This window comes from Cryomorpha ignava (assembly GCF_010686655.1).
Taxonomy (GTDB): Bacteria; Bacteroidota; Bacteroidia; order Flavobacteriales_D; family Cryomorphaceae; genus Cryomorpha; species Cryomorpha ignava.
Genome location: NZ_JAAGVY010000004.1, coordinates 126,926 through 148,486 on the forward strand (window position 1 = coordinate 126,926; position 21,561 = coordinate 148,486).

Sequence of the window (21,561 nt, forward strand, 5' to 3'; positions counted from 1 at the left end):
CGCGGGGCAATCATTCATCGCGGGGCAATCATTCACCGCGGGGCAATCATTCATCGCGGGGCAATCATTCATCGCGGGGCAATCATTCATCGCGGGGCAATCATTCACCGCGGGGCAATCATTCACCGCGGGGCAATCATTCATCGCGGGGCAATCATTCATCGCGGGGCAATCATTCACCGCGGGGCTACTATTATTATCTTACCCACAAGCCTTTTAGCCTCCAAGTTACTGATTTTATTTCTCAACCAGACTCTCCCTACTTTCATTTCCTTGATTTCACTCGGAATTTTCCTGAATGCTCCGGCTTATCGATAACACGTTGTTGCCCCGCGATAAATCGACGGGGCTACGGGTTCTCCGCATACCGCGCATCCGGCACCAACGCAACCTTTTCCAACCCATCCGCTTCAATGCTGATGCAATCAAACTCTTCGCAAACCGTACCCGAAATCTTGTAAACCCCACGGCCACGAAAGGGAAACTGCCGCAAAACGGGCGGAAAATGAACTGAATCAATAAAATGTCCGTCCAGATCTACAAAATTACCAAAAGCCATTCGGTCGCCGCGCGACGTTTTTACGTCGCGGGCGGTAACCATGTAGCCGTAAATGGTTACACGGCGACCAATCAGGGAAGGCAAATGGCTAGCGCGCGTGGATGTGGCAACAGTATCCCCGCGATAAATCGACGGGGATACAATCGACGGGGATACAGTCGCCGGGGATGCGACATTTCCAGATGCGTTAAAATCTACGTTGTCAACAAGATCGAACGGGTCGCACAGCGGAAACCCCAGCAATTCAGTCTGATCAAAGGCATCTTCTAATTGGGTGCTTCGCAATTTGGGCAGCTTACAATTGCGGCGTGGCTCACAAAACAGATTGAACTGCTCCAGATTTTGGCTTGATGGTTCAATTTTATATCGGGCTTCCCAAAGCAGTTCTCGTTTATTGCGCCCGGTAAACCGAAAGGCGTCAATGCGGATTAAGATGTCTATCTGTTCTACTCCGATGGGAACGCGGTCTAAAAAATCGTCTAAATCGATGAAGGGTTTGGATTTTGGATGAGACAGAGACGCAAAGCATTGCGGAGACGCAAAGCATTGCGGAGACGCAAAGCATTGCGTCTGTACGGCGGCGGCGCCCGCGTCAATGGCCACGTGACGGTTGTTGCCGTCACCCACGTCATCGCAATTGTCGGCACGTGCACGCATTATCCGATACACGGTTTCGTCTTCCAATCCTTGCAAAAATCCAAATCCCAACATGATTTCCTTTCCGGAAATGATGCATTCATTTCGGGCGCTGTTGATGCAGGGCGGTACAATAGTGGCACCTTTCATACGGGCTTCGTGCAGGTAAAACTCGCGGCTGTAAAATCCACCACCGTTATTGATTGTGGCCACCATATACTCCAGCGGAAAATGTGCCTTCAGAAACAAACTTTGATAGCTCTCTACGGCGTAGCTTGCTGAGTGCCCTTTCGCGAAAGCGTAACCCGCAAAGCTCTCTACCTGACGCCAAATTTCAGCGGTAAGCTCGTCGGTATAACCCTTCTTTTTGCAATTGCTGAAAAACTTGCCCTTGGCCTTGGCAAACTCTTCGCGTGAGCGAAACTTGCCGCTCATCCCTCGCCGGAGTACATCGGCTTCGCCCAAGGTAAGGCCGGCAAAAAAGTGCGCCACTTTTATCACATCTTCCTGATAGACCATTACGCCGAAGGTTTCGGGCATAATTTCGAGCATGGTGGGATGGGCTTCTTTTCGCTTTTCGGGATTGCGGTAACGCAGGATAAACTCGCGCATCATACCCGATTTAGAAACTCCCGGACGAATAACCGAGCTGGCGGCCACCAAACCCAGATAATTATCAACGCGCAGCTTCTTCATAAGCATGCGCATGGCGGGACTTTCTACATAGAAACAACCTATGGCATCGCCATTTCGCAGCAGCTCTCGAATTTTCTCATCCTGCTTAAACCGCTTCAGATCGTGAATATCAAAATCTGCCGCATCGGGTTGGTTTTCAGCAATAATAGCTACTGAATCTTTTATCTTTCCGAGTCCGCGCTGACCCAGAATATCAAATTTGTAAAGGCCAATATCTTCGGCTACAACCATATCAAACTGCACAGTAGGAAATCCCTTGGGTGGCATCCAGGTGGGCGAGAATTTATGCACCGGCGCATCAGCAATCAGAATACCACCGGCGTGCAGACTCAAATGGCTGGGAAATCCTTGGATAAGCTGGCTGTAACGCAGTACCAGCAAGGCGTGTCCATCAAGCTTTGACACATCAAACTTCCCGGTTGTCAGCACATCAATCTCATCTTTTGGCAAACCAAAAACTTTTCCCAGCTCGCGCACCACCGCCCGATACTGAAAGGTATTATACGTAGCGAGAATGGCGCAATGCGGAAACCGCTCAAAAATATAGCGCGTAACATCGGGTCGGTCGCGCCACGAAAAATCGAGATCAAAATCAGGCGGATTCTTACGGTAGAGATTGATAAACCGCTCAAAATATAAATCGAGCTCAATGGGATCTACATCTGTAATGCGCAGCACGTAGGCCACCAAACTATTGGCGCCACTCCCCCGCCCTACGTAGAAATAGCCCATACTTCGCGCGTAGCCGGTAATATCCCAGTTAATTAAAAAATAGGATACAAACTGCTTTTGCGAAATCACTTCCAGCTCCATATTGAGCCGTTTCATTACTACGTCATCGGCATTGGGATAGCGGTAATCCAAATTTTCCATGCATAGCCGGCGCAACATAGATTCATCTTCGGCTAGCGAATCGGTATACAAACGCAAGTTTTTATGCGGATAGGCATCGCCAAATTCAAAATTAATGCGACACTCTTGCAAAATGCGGGTTGTATTGGCAATAATCTGCGGAAATTCGCCGTAGAGCGCCATCACTTCATTTCGGTGCATCCATACATCATCGGGGTGACCTTCTTCGGTTTTGGGAAGTTTTGAGAGCAGGCAGTTGTTAGCAATAGCGCGCAACAAGCGGTGGGCATTAAACTCGCGCTTATTGGCAAACGAAAATTGGTGTCCCATTACCACTTTGTCGATATGCTTAGCCCATGGCGAGCGGGAGAAACGGATTAGATCGCGGGGAGCGACGGAGAGGTATTCGTGTTGTAAGAGGGTTTTTGGTTTTTGGTTCTTGGTTTTTGGACGAGTCGACGAATCTTTTAGTCGCGAGCCTTTTAGTCGCGAGTCTCGAGTCGCAAGTCGCGAGAATGTTGTGCCATCTTGATATCGATCGTCATTTTGATTATCGAGTTGGCTGTTATTTATCCGGTTATCGAGCTGGTCATCTAGCCGGTCTTCGAGCCGGTCATCGAGCGGAGTCGAGATGGGAGCCGAGACAAATGGATAAATCACAACCACATGCTTAAAGTGGGGTGCCCTTTCGGGGATGGGTTCGCCGGAGTGGAGAAAGTGTGAGAGATAGATGTTGATCTCTTCCCAACCTTTGTTGTTTTTGGCCAAAGCCAGGAAACATTGTTTTGCTCCATTCCTGAAATCAATTCCCAAAACGGGTTTTATACCTTTTTTGCAAGCCATACGCACAAAGTTGAGCGAGCCTGCCGTGCTGTTAATGTCGGTAAGCGCCACCACATCGAAATCATTGGCTACAGCCCTATCAAGCACATCTGCCGGAGAGCAGGTGCCGTAGCGAAAAGAGTAGTATGAATGATAATTGAGCATAGCTGAAATTGCTATGCAAATATAATTATCATTACACCGTGTTGACAATAATATTAGCTTAATATTCGCTAATACTTCTAACCTACCTGACAGTCAAATCAAAAAAAATTCAATACCCATTTTTGAAAATCTCAGCAGTGAATGCGACCCGCAAACTCAATTAACGAACTACAGAAAACGGTTTTTGAGCATATTTCTTTCCATCTGCCAGCATTATAGCGATGTAGATACCGGGAGGCAGCATAGAAACATCAATTTTCTCATTTCCATTCATATTTACCTCTTTCGAAAGTTTTCCATTAGCTGCATAAATCTTTAAGAAAGAATTTTGAGGAAGACCATCAACTTTTATAGTAATTTGATCTGCCGCAGGGTTTGGATAGATAGTTAATGCATTTTGATTAGCGCGATCAGCCAAACCCGTAGTTGATGCCGGGGTATAACTCACCATTGCAGTCATAGTCTGCGAAGAATCCAAAGGCATTCCCATGGCAGAGCTAAAGTCACTCGCAATAATCATTACCGGAATTGGATAATCTGGCGAATACCAGCTGGTTTGAGTGCGGTTTGTAAGTATCGTGAGCGTAGATTGAAGTGTTTCGATAGATGTATGAGTTATACGCAAAACATTTTCGAAGTTTCCATAAGGTGTAATGATGGTGCCCCAGCCATCTACCACATATGATTGCGTTCCCGAAATAGAATTACTACTTCCGATTCCAAAAACAGAACCACTATAGGTATCGCTGCCCGTATTTTGATATGAGAGCGGATAAGTAAAATGATCAATTGGATCGGAATAATTTACTCCTGAAGAAAAACCGGAAAACTCTGACTTGGTGCCGTACTCAGTAAATGTATTGTTTTCAAAACCCGTATATGAACCTAAAACAATACCATCAAAATCAACAACCCATACCATTGAAGCACCTGGAAAATCTTCTGATCCTTCGACTTCACTCGGGAGCATAACCGTGTAATTTCCCGTAAAATCGTCAATGATTTGATTGGAGAAATCCCAAGTTATATTAGCTCCCGCTTGGCCGGGAGAAGGCGCAAAATCAGCTTGATTTAATACAAATTGATCGCCGAAATTTGGAACAACATTAGAAATTACAGATTGGCTGAAAGCCATAAAGGGTATTGCCATTAAAAGCAATAGTGCATACAAAGACTTCATAAGATTGAGATTAAAGGTTATTGTGCAAAAATAGACTACCATTTTCTTACAGCCAAGACCAGGGCGTAGCAAATACTCGCTACATAACGGTTCAAATAACTGACCAGCACAAATTAACTTGATTGGAATTGAAACACTGCAATTACCTCCGTTTTTAACTCAAGTCTGGCTTTGAATTCCAGCGCTTCAATCAAAAAGAACATTGCTGTTCGCTTTTTACCTATACCTCATACCATACATTAGCGCTTCAAAAAAGAGAACGAGAGATGAAAAGTTGCTGCAGAAAGAAGTCCGCTGCAGAAAAATAAATGAACTGGAAAAAACAATTCTAAACAAACCAAAATTTATCGTGTTCATGTTAAGAATTTTAATAATCCATTAAAAATCCCACTTTAAACAACGACTACATTTTAAATAAAATTAGGTTCAACGGAATCTATTTGTCCAAAATGGACGTAACTCAAATCAAATATAGAAAAACAGTAAAACATGATTAAGAAAAAAACCAAATTATTTACCCTTCTCGCCGGAGGCCTTTTAGTGGCAGGTGTAGGTGCAGCGATTATCGCTGCAGACCACGTCGACGCGCCAAATGTTGCGAGTTCTACATCAGATATTGCCGACCTTTATGCATTTGAAGGCGACAATCCTGACAACACCGTTTTTATTGCAACGCTTCAGGGACCATTAATGCCCGGTTCTCAAACAACCGATGCAAAATTTGACGAAGATGTATTGGTGGAGTTTAATATCGATAACGACGGCGATTTTAAAGAAGACCTGGTCATTCAGGCTATTCGTCGCGGAAATCAGATGTACTTCTTTGGCCCAGCAGCTCCGGCTGAAACAGGTCTTAACAGTACCATTCTAACTTCTGCAACCAGAAATAACGTAGAGATTTCTTCAGGCGCAAATGCCATTGTAGGAAATGGTGACGGAATGACTTTTTATGCCGGTCCACGTCGTGATCCCTTCTTTTTTGATTTTAACCGATTTAATCAGATAGCTTCCGGTGCTGCTGCTCCCAATGGTTTTTTACCTGCAGGTGAGGCAAGCGACTTTTTCGAAGATTTGAATGTACTCGCCATTGCGGTAGAAGTACCAAACTCAATGCTAGGTGAAGCACCTGCTCACGTAGCAGGATTGGTTGGAATAGATGGATTGCCAAATGCTTACAATGTTTGGGTTTCGACAAAGAGAAAATAAAAAATCGCGGATATTAATCATACGATGAATATCCGAATCAAAAATATCTTAAATAAAATAGAATAATAATGAAAAATATAAAATTCATATTTGTGGCTTTATTTGCCTCTCTTACTTTCGTAGCTTGTGATAGCGACGATGATACAGATGATGTTATGCCACCAACAGAGCCAACTTTCACAGGCACTTATGTACAGGAAGACATAATGGGTCGCCCTGGTATTACCACCGTATTTGGTGGAACCGATATGGTAAAAAACAATTTCAATACCAGTGTGGTTTCCGCACGTGAATCATTTCAGCCAATATTTGAAAGTACGCTTGAAGCATACCACGATGTATATGGAACGGCCCTTGGTGTTGAGCTTGACTACGAAGCAAATATTCTTGGTCTTGATGCTCCAACATTTACTACTGTTCTTGCTCAATTTGATGCACTACAAGTAGCACCTGAAGGAGAAACAATTTACTTCAATCCAACTACTGGACTGGCTCTTACAGGAAGAAAACTATCAGATGATGTAATTGACGTATCACTTACTTTGATGTTTGGTGGTAACGATGGAGCAAGATTTGATGGAACTGGTGGAACTCCTCAACTTACCAGCGATGGTGTTGATTCGGGAAGCCGCACATACAGTCAAGGATTTCCTTATTTGAATGCACCGAATTCATAATTGAATTAATTCAAATGAAAAGGGGCGCTTTCAGCGTCCCTTTTTTTTTTACTTCTACCAAAAAAACAGAAAGCATGAAAACCTTACCACTCATAATTGCTGCATTGGGCTTATTAACAGCTTGCGGAAAACCTTCCGATAAACAAATTGCCAACCCCGCCGATTACAATATTTACCTCACCACTACCGAGCAACCCGGTCTTGAAAGCGCCATGGAAAGCTATGAATTTTGGAATAGCAGAATAGATGGTGACACAACAGGGGTAGGCGATATAAGCGGAGCAGCCGGTTCGTATGGAGCGCTTTTTACTGCAACTGGCGACATTGAAAACTTGAAAAAAGCCGAGGTGCTTTACAAAAAAGGTATTGAACTCTCTGCGAATAATAAAGATGGATTTACCCGGTCACTGGCACACAATTATATTTCTCAGCACCGATTTAAGGAGGCCAAAAATTTGCTGGAAGAGAGCCTCAACGGTCCTTCAGATAAGTACGAAACGCATTTAATGCTTTTTGATGTTTATATGGAGCTTGGCCAATATGAAGAGGCCGGCAAAATGCTGCAACGTGTTGAAAATGAAAACCGATTTTCTTTTTTGATTCGTCGTTCTAAGTGGAATGACCATTTGGGCAACCTCCCTGAAGCCATCCGCTACATGGAAAAAGCGAAGGCTATTGCCGAAACTTCGAATAATAAAACGCTCAAGATTTGGTCGTACACCAATCTTGCTGATTTTTACGGTCACGCCGGAAGAATTGAAGATTCATACAAGCACTATTTGAAAACTCTTGAAATTGAGCCCGATAATGCTTACGCAAAAAAAGGGATAGCATGGATTGCCTACGCGAATGACAAAAATACTGAAGAAGCCAATCGAATTCTTGATGCTGCGGCAAAAGGACATAAGGTACCTGATTATTACCTGCTAAAAGCCGAAATGGCTGCCTATAACGGAAATACAAAACTTGAAGAAGAAAATCTCGATGCTTTTCTTAAGGCAGTTGCAAACCCACTTTACGGCGGAATGTACAACACCTATTTAATAGAGCTCTATGCCGATAAGAATCCGGATAAAGCTTTGACCCTAGCCGAAAAGGAAATAGAAAATAGAGCCACCCCCGAAACATACCAGCTTTTGGCGTATGCACAACTAAAAGCAGGACAAAAAGAAAAAGCTTTGGAAACGATCAATCTACATGTAAAAGGTAAAACCTATGAACCCATGGCACAATATCATAGCGCATTGATCTATAAGGCAAATGGCATGATGGCTGATGCCAATAGTATGAAAAAAGAATTACAAGAAGCCGCTTTTGAATTGGGGCCTGTTGTTATGGAAGAAGTGAATCGATTGTAGAAAGGGCGCAATGAATGGTGTTAGAAAAGGCAGTCTTTCGGCAGCCTTTTCTGTTTGTAAAAGCTCGTTATTTGAAATCTACAAAACTTATTGGGGTAAGCACTTGAGACTTTATTTTTGCAGAAGGAATTTAGAGAATTTAGGAAGAGGCCGATAATTAACGACTTTGTCGATGCTGGAAATCATAGCACATCGGTAGTTATAAAAGTTCCTTCCTAAGGATTAAACAACCAGGATAGGGCATAGAGATGCTTTTGATTTAAAATCGGAAAGTAAAAACAGAATTACCAAATTAGAAATATTCCCGAGCCAATAAATTAATCTTTGAGATCAATAAACTTGATGTCATCAATAAAAACCTCACCTGCTTCTTCAAAATTAAACATGAGCTGCTTGGTGCGTGAGAAATCAAAACCCTTCGGCAAATCTGAGAGCGGTATTTTAACAACTCTCCAATTGGTGTCGTAATTGCCTTCTGCTACATACTTTGGTAAGAGCATTACATACGTTACTGCGCGATCATAGTCTTCAAGACCAACTTTAATAGGAAGTGACTCGCTACTGCCGTCTGCGCGCTTTATTCTGAACGAAAATCCTTTTGAACCAAGAACATTACTTAAATCTACAGGTTTCCACTTATGCCAACTCGCTCCAAAAGTCATCAATTTACATCCTTCTTTCTCCTCCCATTTTGCATGAATGATATCTCCTCCTTCATTTAACGAATCCACTGGTTTCATTTCAAAATTCTGACAATCATCTTTTATAAATCCCCAATAATTGTCATTTATAAATTTTTTATCAAAAATCACAATGGGAGTTGAAAGTGGATTTGGAAGAACCTCCTCGTCCATCCATGGGACAATGGGTTCGGGTGTATAGTAAACCAGTTCTATATCGTCGAGGTAAATCTTCCCGCTCTGCTGGAGCTCAAGCTGCAACTGTTTTATGTTGGAAGGATCAAGGTTTTCTTTTTCCATCTCAAAGCTATTAAGCGGAACCACAACCTTTTGCCACTCCTCATCGATGGCAGTGCGTTCAAAATACTTATTATCAGTATATGAAAATCCCATTCCTCCGCTATGATCTTCAAGTGTAAGTACAATGGGCAAGCCAAACATGCGACCAGATTTAGAACGCACATAAAATTGTATGGCTGCATAATCCATAATAGATGTCAAATCCTTGCCCACATAGCTATCCCATCCAATACCGATACCGGCAAAATCGCAACCACCCGCAGCTGGGTTCCATTCCAGATCAATTGCCTCAGTTCCTGAATGTGTAAACTCACTTGTGAGACTTACCGTTTGACAACTATCTGATTTAAGACCCCACATATCTTTTGCATTATCCCGAAAAATCACAGGCTCAACTACAATTGAGAGTATTTCTGGTTTCGTTGGCTTCTCTATTGGCTCAAGTCCGTCATAAAGTGTTTGGGGCTTGAATTGGACACAACCAAAAAGCATCAACCCAAAGAAAAACAAGGTAGCGTGCTGACAAATCATATGTAGGATTGAACGCATACTACAGACTTAAAGGGGCTCCACTTGTGAATGTCATATAATCTATTCCAAATTGTACTTGTAGTGGTGGTGTAGGTTGTGAATTCATATCAGATATTAACAATACCCGAATGGCCACAATTTTTTGAAGCAATTCTTGTGTGAGACCTACATCTGCCATTGTATGGCTAAATTGTTTCCAGCCGGTAAAGTTCAGAGGGAAATCTCCAGTGAGCTGAAAAGTTTGGTCAACTCCATCATTAAATACCCCATTATCATTGGTATCATAAGCAAATTGAATTACGGCAATACCATAAGGTCGGCCATCATTGTAAAGAAAAAAGTTGAAATACAAATTTTCGGGCACGGTTGTGGGAAACTGAACGTATTCTGTGCCATTTATTTGCGGACTGATAACAATAAGTCCTGTAAAAAAGTTTGGCACTACATTATCTGTTCCTTCAAAAAGGTAGAAAAAATCACCATGAGCTGCAGGAAAAGCCTGAGATCTTGCTGTGTTGTTTGTAAGTTCAAATTCAAAATTACCAAGTGTAATATTAGAACCCGCCGGTTGTTCGAAATCTGTAAAAAGAGTGCCGGGATAAATTCTCGTTGAACTAATTTCTATCGAAGCAAGACTTGAAAAGTCTACTTCTTCAGGAATTGTCAATTCTATATTACACATTTCTATTTTGAAGAAAGGAAGTTGAGTTGTATTTCCATTCCACACGGCGTTTACCGAATTAACGATTCGCGAAAAACCTTCTATTCTTTTCACGGCGCCACTCTCATTGCCAGTAATGGTGATGATCCAATTTACATTCTTATTAAACTCAGCATTAAACAATACGGTTTGGCCAGAGGCAAAATCAACACTATCTCTATTTACTTCTAACTCAGAAATGATCATAAAAGGCCCGAAGCGATCTTCCAAATTAGGCCCGTCAGGCTCTTCATCATGGCTGCAAGAAATAGCAAAAATGAGCACTGATAAGATTCCGAAAAGCTTTAGCAAGTTAAGTCCTGCTTTGCCTTTTGATATGTATTCTTTGCGTTTCATAAGGCTAAAAGTTCATGGTGTATAAAACAAATATCTGGTTTAGATTATAGCTTTGTTGACTATTCAAATTATTATCCGATGAAAAAGCGTGGTATTGAAGGGTTATGTAAATTCCTTCTTTAAAGTTATAGCGAACACCCCCTGCCAATAGCGTTTCCGTATCGTCTATTATGCTTCTACCCGGAAAATCTGAAACAATATTAAAATTATCAATGCGAGGTATGTAATCGCTACCTTCTGCTTGCAGTAGTTTTGCTCCCAGCAATACCTCGAAATCAGTAAAAATTTCAGCTTCAATTCCCAATTCGAGGAGATTAGAAGAAAGGTTAACTTTTTCTACGTCCAACCCACCTCTATCCGTAAGTTCGTATTGGTATCCAAGGGTAAATCGAAGGTTTTTCTCCCAATCTATATACTTATCGATATGTATTGTGGCCGCAGCCTTTAGCAAGGTGAAATTCTTAAGTTCCGTAGTTCCTTGTCCTCTAATTTCGCTCATAATCGCAGCATCGAGTCGTGCCTCAAGCTTGTCTGTATTTTTTCCATAGTCGGCACCTACTGTAATTCCTCGTCGGTTTGGAGTTGCTCTACCATATGGAAATGTATTGCTAAAGCGCGGATCATAAGGCATAAGCTTATCCGACAATTGAAATGTGTAGATAGCTGGGTCTCTGGTAATGTCAAAAAGTGTGGGTGATCGCTGATCCTGAGCTTCACCGGCACGGTTGTAGTATTTCTTAGTTGCATCGTATTCAATACGCTTACTTTGAGCACCGATACTAAAAAATTCGGGCCCTACATCTAGAAAAGATGCATCTACATGAACTTTTTGCGGTTTTAGATGGAGTGAAGCGCCAAGGTCAAGAAAACTATCATCGCTGGAATAGAAATCTACCGAGTCATTTTTTGAAACCAACCATGATTGGCCGGTTTCACCCATAAAATGAAGTGCTGTATTTTTTAAATCCCAAATTTTTAAATCCCAATTAAAGGTTGCCACCGTATTGCGTATTCCTGTATTTGCTTCACCCGATTTTAAGTCATCAAACGTATGTGCAAGATAAAAACCGAAATCTGCCTTAGTTTTAAGAGAATCATTAAGCGAATAAGTCGAAAACTGCAACTCGCCACCTGAAACAAAGCGCGATGGAATAGTAAAAAAATCTGTACCCCTCACCCTGGCAATAAATCCGGTGAATTCCATATCTCTAATCACGTCAGTAAATTGCAAACCAAAATTAAGATTCGCGCCTTGCAGTCTACGCGTATTGTCTGTTCCGTAGAATTGCTCATAGTAGATAATCTCTTTTTGAGGCATGAATGCGGCTGGTTGATTCACATGTCCTTCCTCATCGTAATTGTATAAAGTGTACTTCGAGAGCTTCATATCCATATCACCCACACGATATTTTACTCGATTTGCTATTACACCTCGCGCCCATAATTCCCGCACCTCTATCGTCATTCCCGAGCCAAAAAAACCGCCAAATTCATTTCTCAACCTAAGGATAGTTTGGACCTCAGTCTTATCATTAGGAGTTGCATTAATTTTCAAGTCAAGTAAAAACTCTCCATCAGTTAAGCTTCTTGGAGTGAGCGTATCACCTTCTAAGAGATTTCCATCAATTCCTGTTTGTAAAAGATTGGTTCTTCCCAAGCCGTTAAAACGAATTTTTTCTCCTTGTTCTTCTTTTTCAGATGCCGTTGATGACCCGTCTTGGCTATAGCCAATGTTGGTGCTCAGTGCAAAAATCAACAGAACCATCGAATACCGTAATGCTTGCTTTTTCATGGCTTAAAAAAATGTTTTGAGTTCTATGGTTATTTCGCGTCCGCGATATTTGTCAAGAGGAAAGCTTCTATCTTCAAAAGTCATCCACCTATGTCTGAAATAAAGTCCCGAATTCTCTGATAACATCCAGTCAAAGCCCACGCCGACGGCAGTACCCAATTGATCTAATGGCTTATTCGTTTCTTCATTCCATTCGGTAAATCTTCCTCCACGTGCATTTTCGACTCCAAAATATCCGGTGAGAATAAACTTCGGAATAATTTCGTAGTATACATCCAACTCGTGTTGCTGCACAAAAAGATATGACTCATCATTGTATCCCGGAGCAGCTTCAGCATTCGGCGATACGCTTCCAAAAAAACCGAGGTAAAAAAGATAGAGAGATCTATCAAATAATCTTGTATTGTACTTCGCTTGGACGTCAGCGGTATTGAAAAATTTTCTTTGCTTTGCGAGATTAGTACCCGGATCAGCATCAGTTGTTTGCACAAGTTCAGAGGTACCCCTGAAGAAAGAAAGTTTTCGATTGTAAGGACCAAAAATAATGGCTCGACTAATTCCCCCAGGAAAAGGGTTATAAATTCTTGACATTGCTAATCCATTGATTCTATGAACATAACTTAATGCGGTAGCTAAAGGATCAATTTCTTGAGCCAAACTCCAGGTTCCTGCAAGTTTAAGTGCCCCGAACTCATAGCCAGTTCCGATGGTTATTCCTCGCCTGTTGTGAACCAGTTGATTGGATTGCGCTATTTGACCAGAAACACCTGTTGAACCAACTGTTAATCCAATTTCATCAAAAATATCTGGATTAGAGTTGGTTGCAATTTCTCCGTTTTCATTGTAAAAGTTCTTACTAATTTGATAAACTTGAATGTCCAAGGGAACAAACGAGATTGACTCAGGTATTTTAAAACGAAGCATTAAGGCTTCTCCCCATTTTTCTTCGTAAGTCGGACTCTTGTAGTTCCCTGCACCCAACTCTCCGGATATATTAATTTTTTGAACGTTTAGATCAAGCGAAAGAGAATGCACCTGATAAGCTCTGGTGATATCTTGATTAATGCTATCCAATGCTGTTTGACTGAATATCGCGTTATAGAATAAGGTTTGATCTTTATTGGCTCCGAATGATCTCCCGATTTTACCTCCAGCTAATGTGCTTGGTAAAACCCGACGGTCTCCAGCTAGGCCAAAATAGTTAGGAACATTTCCACTTTGAAGATTTAGTGGGGGATTACCAAATGATTCCTCTGTTGAATTTATTAATCCACCATTTGCCTGAGTTTTTCCCCAGAATAAGTCTACGGAAATATCGCCGGGGAGCTGAGCTCCGTTCAGTATTAAACCCTGAAAAGCCTGATAATTCCAGCGCAGGTCGCCCGCGCTCGTGGACCCGGAGCTCCAAAAAGCGTCATACTTTTCCATATTACTGACACCTTCCCACGGTGTGCGATCAAAAATCGTGAATTTGTCAAGAACCTGATAAATCCCAATAGTAAAAGGACTCAAATTATACCAATGGATCCCTCCTGCCCGAATCCCAAAGTTTCCATGCTGGGTTCTGAAATTTCCGTAAAAATTGATACCTAAGTTCGTAGTGAAAACATTGTTATCTATTGTGCCATCATAAGGTGTAAAAAAATACAGCTCTGATCCAAAACTTGTTTTTCCATTTGGACGAGCCATTACATTAAGTGACAACATTGGTTCTCTATACCCATCTCCTACAGAATAGCCTCGCTCGTACGGATTCAATCCAGGATAATATTCCTTCATATTCCTGCCATATCCAAACAATCGGTAATACCCGAAAACTGCAACCTTCTGCCCCCTTTTTTTGAGCTTGTTTGCTACAAAATCTTCATCATAATGAATCCCGGCAGCCACGTCAATACCATGGTCTGAATCTATTAGTGTAGAATCTACACGTGTAGTAACTTTATCAACTGGTTGTGCGAATGAAGTATGACTGAATAAACAAGTAAATATTACGACCACTGCAATATAGCAGCGACTAGCGCGGTTATTAACTCTTGTAAGTTGAGATCGGGAAGATACTTTAAACATACCTTTAAAATTCTACATAAGAATTGATAGACGACAATTCTAAAAATATTTTTGCTTGGTTTTGCTTGGCACTGTTCATCAAAGATACATCATTGCATTTTTCACTACATCATATATACATCAATAAGTAAATCGAACTGAATGGAATGATGAAAACTGGCTACATTCAAGGCTTGTTTATATCCTCAACAAATCTATCGGTATGAATAAGGAATATCATACTCATTCATAATTACGTCATTAGCAGAATAAAATATTCAAAAATGAATAGACCTACTCAGAAATTACTCATTTGTAGCTTTGTACTGATTTTTTCAGTAGTATCATCACTTTCTCAAGGTCAAGAGGCATCGAAAGTCATTAAAGTAGAGCTTAAAAAAACGGATGGAAACTGGCAGCTCTACAGAGGTGGTGAACCGTATTACATCAAAGGTGTAGGTGGACAAAATTATCTTGACAAAGCAGTGGCCTATGGTGCTAACTCGGTACGCACCTGGGGAGCGGGCGAGGCAATTGCTATTCTTGACGAAGCTCACTCCAAAGGACTAAGTGTATTATTTGGACTGTGGGTAGGCTGTGAGCGCCAAGGTTTTGACTACGATGATTCGAAGGCTGTAAAGGCACAATTAGAGCGTTTTACAGAAATAGTTAAAGAGTATAAGGATCATCCAGCCATACTGATGTGGGGAATTGGAAATGAAACAGATTTGTTCTATTCGGATTTTAAAGTTTGGAATGCCATAAACGACATTGCCAAAATGGTTCATGACATAGATCCAAATCACCCTACCATGACGGTAACGGCAGGTGTAGATGTGGCAGAAGTTCAGCTTGTAAAAGAGCGGGCACCAAACATAGATATATATGGAATAAATACATATGGTGGACTTATTGGTTTGGATAAAGAAATGCGCGCCTACGGTTGGGATGGCCCATATATTGTTGCAGAGTGGGGGCCAAATGGCCACTGGGAAGTAGCAAAAACCGATTGGGGTGTTCCCGTAGAACAAACCAGCACCGAAAAAGCAGAGTCATACAAAAAGCGCTACAAGGAAGGAATTCTCAGAGATCAGGAAATGTGTATTGGGTCATACGTATTTCTATGGGGACATAAACAAGAAACAACGCCTACCTGGTATGGAGTATTTTTGGAGGATGGCACTGAAACGGCAGTGATGGACGTTCTGGAGGAAGGTTGGTCAGGAAAGCTGCCAAAAAACCAGTCACCGGCTATTACAAGCATCACCATTGAGGGAAAGGATAGATATGAAAGTGTTTATTTGAGACCAGGTAGAGAATACAACATACAAACGGCTGTAAGTGATGCAGATAACGACCCGTTGGAATTTAGATGGGAAATGCTACCTGAAAGTACGGATATAAAAAGTGGTGGTGACGCCGAGTCAAAGCCTAAGCCTGTTAAATTCAAAAGCAAGAATGGCAGTTCACAGGATGAGCTTCTATTTGTAACTCCCTCACGTGAGGGACCTTACAGAATGTTCGTGTACATTTATGATGGAAACGGAAATGCCGCAACAGCGAATATTCCTTTTTATGTTCAGAATGAGCCAAACAACTAGTTGAAGAAAACCCCTGATGCAACTTAAACTTCCATAATAAATGAAACCAAATTCGTATCTGATTCCAAGTTGAGTTTTTTGCGGAGTCTATAGCGGCTAATTTCCACACCCCTTACAGAGATATTGAGTAATGGTGCTATTTCTTTGGTAGTTAGATTCATGCGCAAATAGGCACTAAGCTTTTGATCTTTTGGGGTAAGATCAGTGTGGTTAGCCCGTAGCCTTTTAAAAAAGTTTTGGTGCACTTGATCAAAATGCTTTTCGAACCGCTCCCAGTTTTTGTCGAGCCGCACATCTGCTTCTATTTTCCTTTCTATTCTTTTTATATCTGCAGTTAAATTTTCCGGGACTTTTTTCGCAATTTCACTTAAATCAGACTTTATTTTCATTAAAATCTCACCCTTTTGAACTAAGTGCATGGTCGCTGAAGCCAATTCACTATTCTTAAATGCTATTTCACTCTTTAGATTCTTATTTTTCAACTCCATGATTTCAGATTCGTTTTCCTCGACTGATTTTTGGAACTCTGCCTCTTTTTCCTTTAGATGAGCATTTTGCTCCTGCTTAAAAGTTTCGGTCTTCTTTTTCTCTCTAAAAGAGATATAGCGCCAATAGAAAACGAGGGAAGAAATAATCAGAATAATATAAATCCCTTTCGCAATTGTTGATCTATACCATGGAGGTAGAATTCTAAATGACACGCTTACCGATTTACTAAGTGCTCCGTATACGTTTTTAGCTTCTACGGTGAACGCATAATCTCCTGCCGGCAAATTACTATACTCTTTGGTCGTTTTATTGTACCAGCCTGACCAGTTCTCATCAAACCCGGCAAGTTTATAGCGATAAGCTATTTCATTGAATTTTTCAAAGTGGGGAGTTACGAAAGAAAAGTTGAAATTATTCATATTGCTTTGAAATTCAGGATTTACAGCCCCGTCAAACCTGCTTTTCACATTAACTATTGAATCGTCGTCTAAGGCAATATTGATGCTTTCCAATATCAAGTTGAAAGGAATTTCGGGCTTACTTATGCTAGACGGGTTGAAGTGTACAAACCCATCTTCAATAGCAATAAATGAGTTTTCAGCATCGTAAGAGTACACATACTCGTATCCATCAACCAGCGCATCTTCTAACTGATTGAGATAAAATATCTCCAATTCGTTTGAAAGACCTTGCTCCTTTACTTTAATCAATCCGAATTCATTCTCCATTGAAATCCAAATCCGCCCGAGATCATCTTCAATTATCTGATTCACATTTTTCCCTTCTCCGATTAATTCTGTCAAATTTTCATTCAGCAAGAAGGTATCTCTTTGTTGATCGTAGTTATAGATCCCATTTAGAGTTGAGAATGTAAGTTGATTCCTAATTTTAGAAACACTTGTAAAAATGTCAGAAGGAAGTCCTTTAGCCTTGCCATAAGACGTTATTGATTGAAACTTTTTTAAGTTTTTATCAAGAGTGAGTTTATATAAACCCCGATAAGCATGAGACACCCAAATATTGCCATCATCATCTTCTTCAAATAGTCTTGCTGATTCATCAAACCCATCAATCCTACCCAGTGACTCCCAGCCAGCATTATTTTTGTAATCCACACCAAACAAATAAAACCCTGTATAGGCACCTTGAATTACATACTCTGAATCACTTAATAAAACAGCTGATTTCCAAACACCTTGAATATTGGTAATTCCTTTTAGGTCACTACCGGCGATTGCATTAGCTCCAGCATGTTGGTCAACTATAAGGTTACCGTTTATTTCGTCTAGACCCCATACCTGACCTTCAACTTCCTTAACCGCATTAAACTTTAATTTGCCATAGTCCAGATCAACACTCCACGGCAATTTAAAAAGTCCCTGATTGGTGCCCAAATACAAATTCTCTTCAAATACCCGGGCAGCATATCCGGTTCCGTTTATTCCCATTTCGGAACCAATAAAACTTAAGGGTGAATTAATTTCCACGTAGTCGATGCCATTATCAAGACCTAACCACAAATTATTCTGCTTATCTTCATAAATGCTTAGGACGGTATTATTCTGGAGCCCTCTGTCCACATTAAGTTGTGTGAGTATTTGTCCAGATTTATTGAAAAGAGTCAGACCATTTTGCGAACTTCCCACTGCATAATTACCGTTTACCAATTTAATGGCGCAATAAGGTTTCTCAATAAAGCCATTCAAATAATCTGATCGATCCCACTTCGAAACCGCGCCTTCTTGAATAATAAAATACCCACTTGATACTGTGATCGCAAGAAAACCTCCATGATCAAAAGGCAAAATAGACGCAATACGATCTGATTCAAAAACGCCATTGCCGCCAACTTTAATGAGCTCTCCCGCCTCATACTTATACAAGCCACGCGAAATATCCTGAAAGAAAAGGCTCCCATCTACTTCAAAATAATTCTCGAAGCGTCCGCCCAGAGGTTCAATTGTGCTGCAAGAATCTCCGTTATAAATAAATATGGCCTTTTCTGAACAAAAATAAACGGTGCTATCAATGATAAAGGTCTTCCATACATCTTCAAAGTCAAGGTTTTTCTCGGCAATTAAATGTGTAAGTGAAACATAATTTTCCCTGGTAAAATCAGTTGACTCCAAAAATCCTATTTCATTTTGACCACCGAGAAAGAGTTTATTTTGATTATCAATATTAAAAGATCGGATGATGGTTGCATTGGGCAAACGAAACAAATTCCAGGAATGACCTTCATATCTCAACAAACCTTTATTATTACCAATAAAAATAATCCCTTCTTCACTTTGTCTTATTTCCCAGTTCTGAGTACCGGCTTTATATTCTGATCTGGTGAAGTTTGTTATAGGAGGAATACCTATGTTAACTTCTTGGGCAGAAATATCTTTGCAAAAAAACCCCAGCACGAAGCTGGCTATGATAAAAAACCGGGATGTACGTATTATACTCAATTGATATATACTTAGAAGTCTACACGAATCATTGTGAAACAAATTTCGCACTAAAGATAAATGTAAATCTCTGAAATACAAATCATTTATAGAAAAGTTCGTGTTTAGTGATGTAGTATGATGTAGCATTGATGTACTCAATAGTCAGTTGCGACGTAAGCGTGATGTAGGGAATTATATGGCGTTATAAACAGTAGCTCACTATCTTTGAGATTATTGACAACGTTAACTAATTCTCATGCATTGTAAAAAATTCAAGTTTCAAATTTGCTCAGTCTTAATCATACTAATCGCTTCATCTTGCACAGAAAAAGTAGAAGAAATTGGTGGATGTCAATTTGATATTGCTCTGGATAATTATGAGCTCGTATGGAATGATGAATTTGAAGGCAATGCTATAGATTCAACAAAATGGTCATATGATCTAGGAGATGGCTGCCAAATTTCTGAAAATCTTTGTGGGTGGGGAAATAATGAACTTCAGTATTACACAAAGAGGGATGAGAATGCGTTTGTAGAAGATGGCAATTTAGTAATACAAGCTATTGAGGAAGACCCCAAATATCTTGGAGTATTTGACTACACCTCAGCAAGAATTGTGACTAAAAACAAAGGAGACTGGAAGTATGGCAGAATAGATGTGAGAGCAAAAATGCCAATTGGTAAAGGTTTATGGTCTGCGATATGGATGCTTCCTACCGATACTGCTTATGGAGGATGGCCTGCAAGTGGTGAAATTGATATTATGGAATATCTGGGTGATAATTCGCGAAGAACGCTTGGAACTATCCATTATGGTCATGATTTTTGGCGTTTTGACACTGAATACTTTGATAAAGCTGGCAGTGAGCCTTCTTTTCATGATGAATTCCATGTCTTCTCAGTTTTATGGAATGAGCAGTGCATTCAATTTATGGTGGATGGTGAGCTTTTTGGTGAGCCAAATACACGTTCAACAGTATTGCCTACCACCTACCCTTTCGATCAGAAATTTCATCTCTTACTGAATCTTGCTGTTGGAGGCAATTTACCGGGCAATCCGGATGGCTCCGCTGTATTTCCACAAAAAATGGAAGTAGACTATGTAAGAGTTTATCAATAATTAAAATTAAATCTTAAAACCAAAAACATGAAAAAAATTTACTTCCTCCTACCCCTTCTTGCCATATATGTATTGCAAGTAAATGGACAACAAACCTGGGACAATTTTGAAGACATCAGGCAGACGAATTATGGATTCATAAACGGTACTTTCATTCCTTACAATGAAAATCCTGATCCAGCGGGAATCAATACAAGTTTAGTAGCTGCGAAATACACAAGAAATGCTTCTGAAACTTTTGATGTGCTTATTTTAAATCGTGTTATGGCGAATGTAACCGATTATGCTACAGGATCGAAGACTATGTCTATGGACATTTGGAGTCCGGCAGTTGGCACTACAGTTCAAATAACACTTGAGAATACCTCTCTCGCCATGAATCCTTACCCTACAGGTCGCCACAGCGAATACCAGGCGGTAACAACAGTTGCCGAGCAATGGGAAACGCTTGAGTTTTCGCTTACCGGAACCCCTGACGCGAATGTTGCTCCAACCATACTAAATCAATTGGTGTTGCTTTTCGCCCCAAACACGAATACCAATGACACGTACTATTGGGATAATCTGCAAGGTCCCGAATTTGCTGTAGATGCTTGTGAAGGTATTGCACCGAATGCCAACATTTTAAACGATTTTGAATGTCATCAAAACGTTAATTACATATTTTCACACTCAGGAATCAATTTCCAACGTATTCTAAACCCCGATTCAGATGGAAATCCATCTTCACATGTGGCGCGCTATGTGCGCAATGGAGGCGAGGAAAACGATGTAATTATTGGTCGATTTGACGGAGCACTGGGTCTTTCGGCTAACAGCGCTATGAGTTTAGATGTATGGGATCCGAATGCTCCTACCACAGTCATAGTATCTCTCCAAAACAATGCAGGGAACGTTATTCTGGCAATGTCGGCTGAGACTAGTGTTAGCAGCACATGGCAAACGCTTTCTTACGATCCTAGTGAGGTTTTTGAAGCAACAGACATCACCCAATTTGTAGTTCTCTTCGATCCGGGAGCCAGTACTTCTGACGAATACTATTTCGATAATTTTAATGCCACCAATACTACCGCTATTGATGAGCTAGAAGCTGTTGTATCTTTTAAAGCTTATCCGAATCCATCTAATGGAGCGACGACTTTTGAGTATGAACTCAAAAACTCTGCGAATGTAATTTACGACATCATGGACATTACCGGTAAAGTGGTTGAGCAAAACAATCTGGGAATACAGGCAGCAGGCTCAAATCAAGTGCTTTGGAATGCCAATGATTATTCCAACGGCATCTATTTCTACAATTTCAGAATTGATGGCCAAATAGCTTCAGGTAAAATAGTACTTAATAGATAGTTC

13 protein-coding genes are annotated in these 21,561 nt (G+C 40.9%); 6 read left to right on the forward strand and 7 right to left on the reverse strand.

Going from position 1 to position 21,561, the window contains the following annotated elements; genetic code table 11:
- Positions 1–349 precede the first annotated feature (349 nt).
- Complete coding sequence (locus G3O08_RS21090) at positions 350–3,730, reverse strand: DNA polymerase III subunit alpha (protein ID WP_239540934.1); 3,381 nt, start codon at positions 3,728–3,730, stop codon at positions 350–352.
- Positions 3,731–3,890: 160 nt separating this feature from the next.
- Positions 3,891–4,910, reverse strand: coding sequence for a T9SS type A sorting domain-containing protein (locus G3O08_RS04145; protein ID WP_163283414.1), 1,020 nt, complete (start codon positions 4,908–4,910; stop codon positions 3,891–3,893).
- Positions 4,911–5,399: 489 nt separating this feature from the next.
- Between G3O08_RS04145 and G3O08_RS04150 the strand changes: the two genes are divergently transcribed.
- From G3O08_RS04150 to G3O08_RS04160, 3 genes are all read left to right on the forward strand, one after another.
- On the forward strand, positions 5,400–6,116 hold the full coding sequence (locus G3O08_RS04150) for a DUF4331 family protein (protein WP_163283415.1): 717 nt from the start codon (positions 5,400–5,402) through the stop codon (positions 6,114–6,116).
- Positions 6,117–6,184: 68 nt separating this feature from the next.
- Positions 6,185–6,793 carry a DUF4331 family protein gene (locus tag G3O08_RS04155; RefSeq protein WP_163283416.1) on the forward strand — a complete coding sequence of 203 codons (609 nt, stop codon included), beginning with the start codon at positions 6,185–6,187 and terminating at the stop codon, positions 6,791–6,793.
- A 74-nt stretch (positions 6,794–6,867) separates the two neighbouring features.
- Positions 6,868–8,151 carry a tetratricopeptide repeat protein gene (locus G3O08_RS04160; RefSeq protein WP_163283417.1) on the forward strand — a complete coding sequence of 428 codons (1,284 nt, stop codon included), beginning with the start codon at positions 6,868–6,870 and terminating at the stop codon, positions 8,149–8,151.
- 317 nt (positions 8,152–8,468) lie between these two features.
- Here the strand turns inward: G3O08_RS04160 and G3O08_RS04165 are convergent, their stop codons facing one another.
- From G3O08_RS04165 to G3O08_RS04180, 4 genes are read right to left on the reverse strand one after another with little or no spacing between them, the layout of a single operon-like run.
- Positions 8,469–9,680, reverse strand: coding sequence for a hypothetical protein (locus G3O08_RS04165; RefSeq protein WP_163283418.1), 1,212 nt, complete (start codon positions 9,678–9,680; stop codon positions 8,469–8,471).
- Between the two features lies 1 nt (position 9,681).
- A complete protein-coding gene (locus G3O08_RS04170) occupies positions 9,682–10,719 on the reverse strand; it encodes a hypothetical protein (protein WP_163283419.1) in 1,038 nt (345 codons plus the stop codon).
- Between the two features lie 4 nt (positions 10,720–10,723).
- Entirely contained in the window at positions 10,724–12,511 is a 1,788-nt protein-coding gene (locus G3O08_RS04175; RefSeq protein ID WP_163283420.1) for a hypothetical protein, read from the reverse strand.
- A gap of 3 nt (positions 12,512–12,514) precedes the next feature.
- Positions 12,515–14,581 carry a hypothetical protein gene (locus tag G3O08_RS04180; RefSeq protein ID WP_163283421.1) on the reverse strand — a complete coding sequence of 689 codons (2,067 nt, stop codon included), beginning with the start codon at positions 14,579–14,581 and terminating at the stop codon, positions 12,515–12,517.
- Positions 14,582–14,844: 263 nt separating this feature from the next.
- Between G3O08_RS04180 and G3O08_RS04185 the strand changes: the two genes are divergently transcribed.
- Positions 14,845–16,161: a glycoside hydrolase family 2 TIM barrel-domain containing protein gene (locus G3O08_RS04185; RefSeq protein ID WP_163283422.1), complete on the forward strand. Its 1,317-nt coding sequence runs from the start codon at positions 14,845–14,847 to the stop codon at positions 16,159–16,161.
- Positions 16,162–16,184: 23 nt separating this feature from the next.
- On the opposite strand, the gene G3O08_RS04190 is transcribed toward G3O08_RS04185, so the two are convergent.
- Positions 16,185–19,106, reverse strand: a complete 2,922-nt coding sequence (locus G3O08_RS04190; RefSeq protein WP_163283423.1) for a two-component regulator propeller domain-containing protein — start codon at positions 19,104–19,106, stop codon at positions 16,185–16,187.
- 238 nt (positions 19,107–19,344) lie between these two features.
- On the opposite strand from G3O08_RS04190, the gene G3O08_RS04195 reads away from it, so the two are divergent.
- Together G3O08_RS04195 and G3O08_RS04200 are read left to right on the forward strand one after the other, a co-directional pair.
- The gene (locus G3O08_RS04195; protein WP_163283424.1) at positions 19,345–20,208 is read left to right on the forward strand and encodes a glycoside hydrolase family 16 protein; all 864 of its coding nucleotides are present in this window, start codon (positions 19,345–19,347) and stop codon (positions 20,206–20,208) included.
- Positions 20,209–20,235: 27 nt separating this feature from the next.
- The gene (locus G3O08_RS04200) at positions 20,236–21,558 is read left to right on the forward strand and encodes a T9SS type A sorting domain-containing protein (protein ID WP_163283425.1); all 1,323 of its coding nucleotides are present in this window, start codon (positions 20,236–20,238) and stop codon (positions 21,556–21,558) included.
- Positions 21,559–21,561 lie beyond the last annotated feature (3 nt).

Coding starts and splice junctions, on each gene's coding strand:
- G3O08_RS04150 (WP_163283415.1), top strand. CDS start 5,400: ATGATTAAGAAAAAAACCAAATTATTTACCCTTCTCGCCGGAGGCCTT.
- G3O08_RS04160 (WP_163283417.1), top strand. CDS start 6,868: ATGAAAACCTTACCACTCATAATTGCTGCATTGGGCTTATTAACAGCT.
- G3O08_RS04200 (WP_163283425.1), top strand. CDS start 20,236: ATGAAAAAAATTTACTTCCTCCTACCCCTTCTTGCCATATATGTATTG.
- G3O08_RS04180 (WP_163283421.1), bottom strand. CDS start 14,581: ATGTTTAAAGTATCTTCCCGATCTCAACTTACAAGAGTTAATAACCGC.
- G3O08_RS04185 (WP_163283422.1), top strand. CDS start 14,845: ATGAATAGACCTACTCAGAAATTACTCATTTGTAGCTTTGTACTGATT.
- G3O08_RS04155 (WP_163283416.1), top strand. CDS start 6,185: ATGAAAAATATAAAATTCATATTTGTGGCTTTATTTGCCTCTCTTACT.
- G3O08_RS04165 (WP_163283418.1), bottom strand. CDS start 9,680: ATGCGTTCAATCCTACATATGATTTGTCAGCACGCTACCTTGTTTTTC.
- G3O08_RS04175 (WP_163283420.1), bottom strand. CDS start 12,511: ATGAAAAAGCAAGCATTACGGTATTCGATGGTTCTGTTGATTTTTGCA.
- G3O08_RS04195 (WP_163283424.1), top strand. CDS start 19,345: ATGCATTGTAAAAAATTCAAGTTTCAAATTTGCTCAGTCTTAATCATA.
- G3O08_RS21090 (WP_239540934.1), bottom strand. CDS start 3,730: ATGCTCAATTATCATTCATACTACTCTTTTCGCTACGGCACCTGCTCT.
- G3O08_RS04170 (WP_163283419.1), bottom strand. CDS start 10,719: ATGAAACGCAAAGAATACATATCAAAAGGCAAAGCAGGACTTAACTTG.
- G3O08_RS04145 (WP_163283414.1), bottom strand. CDS start 4,910: ATGAAGTCTTTGTATGCACTATTGCTTTTAATGGCAATACCCTTTATG.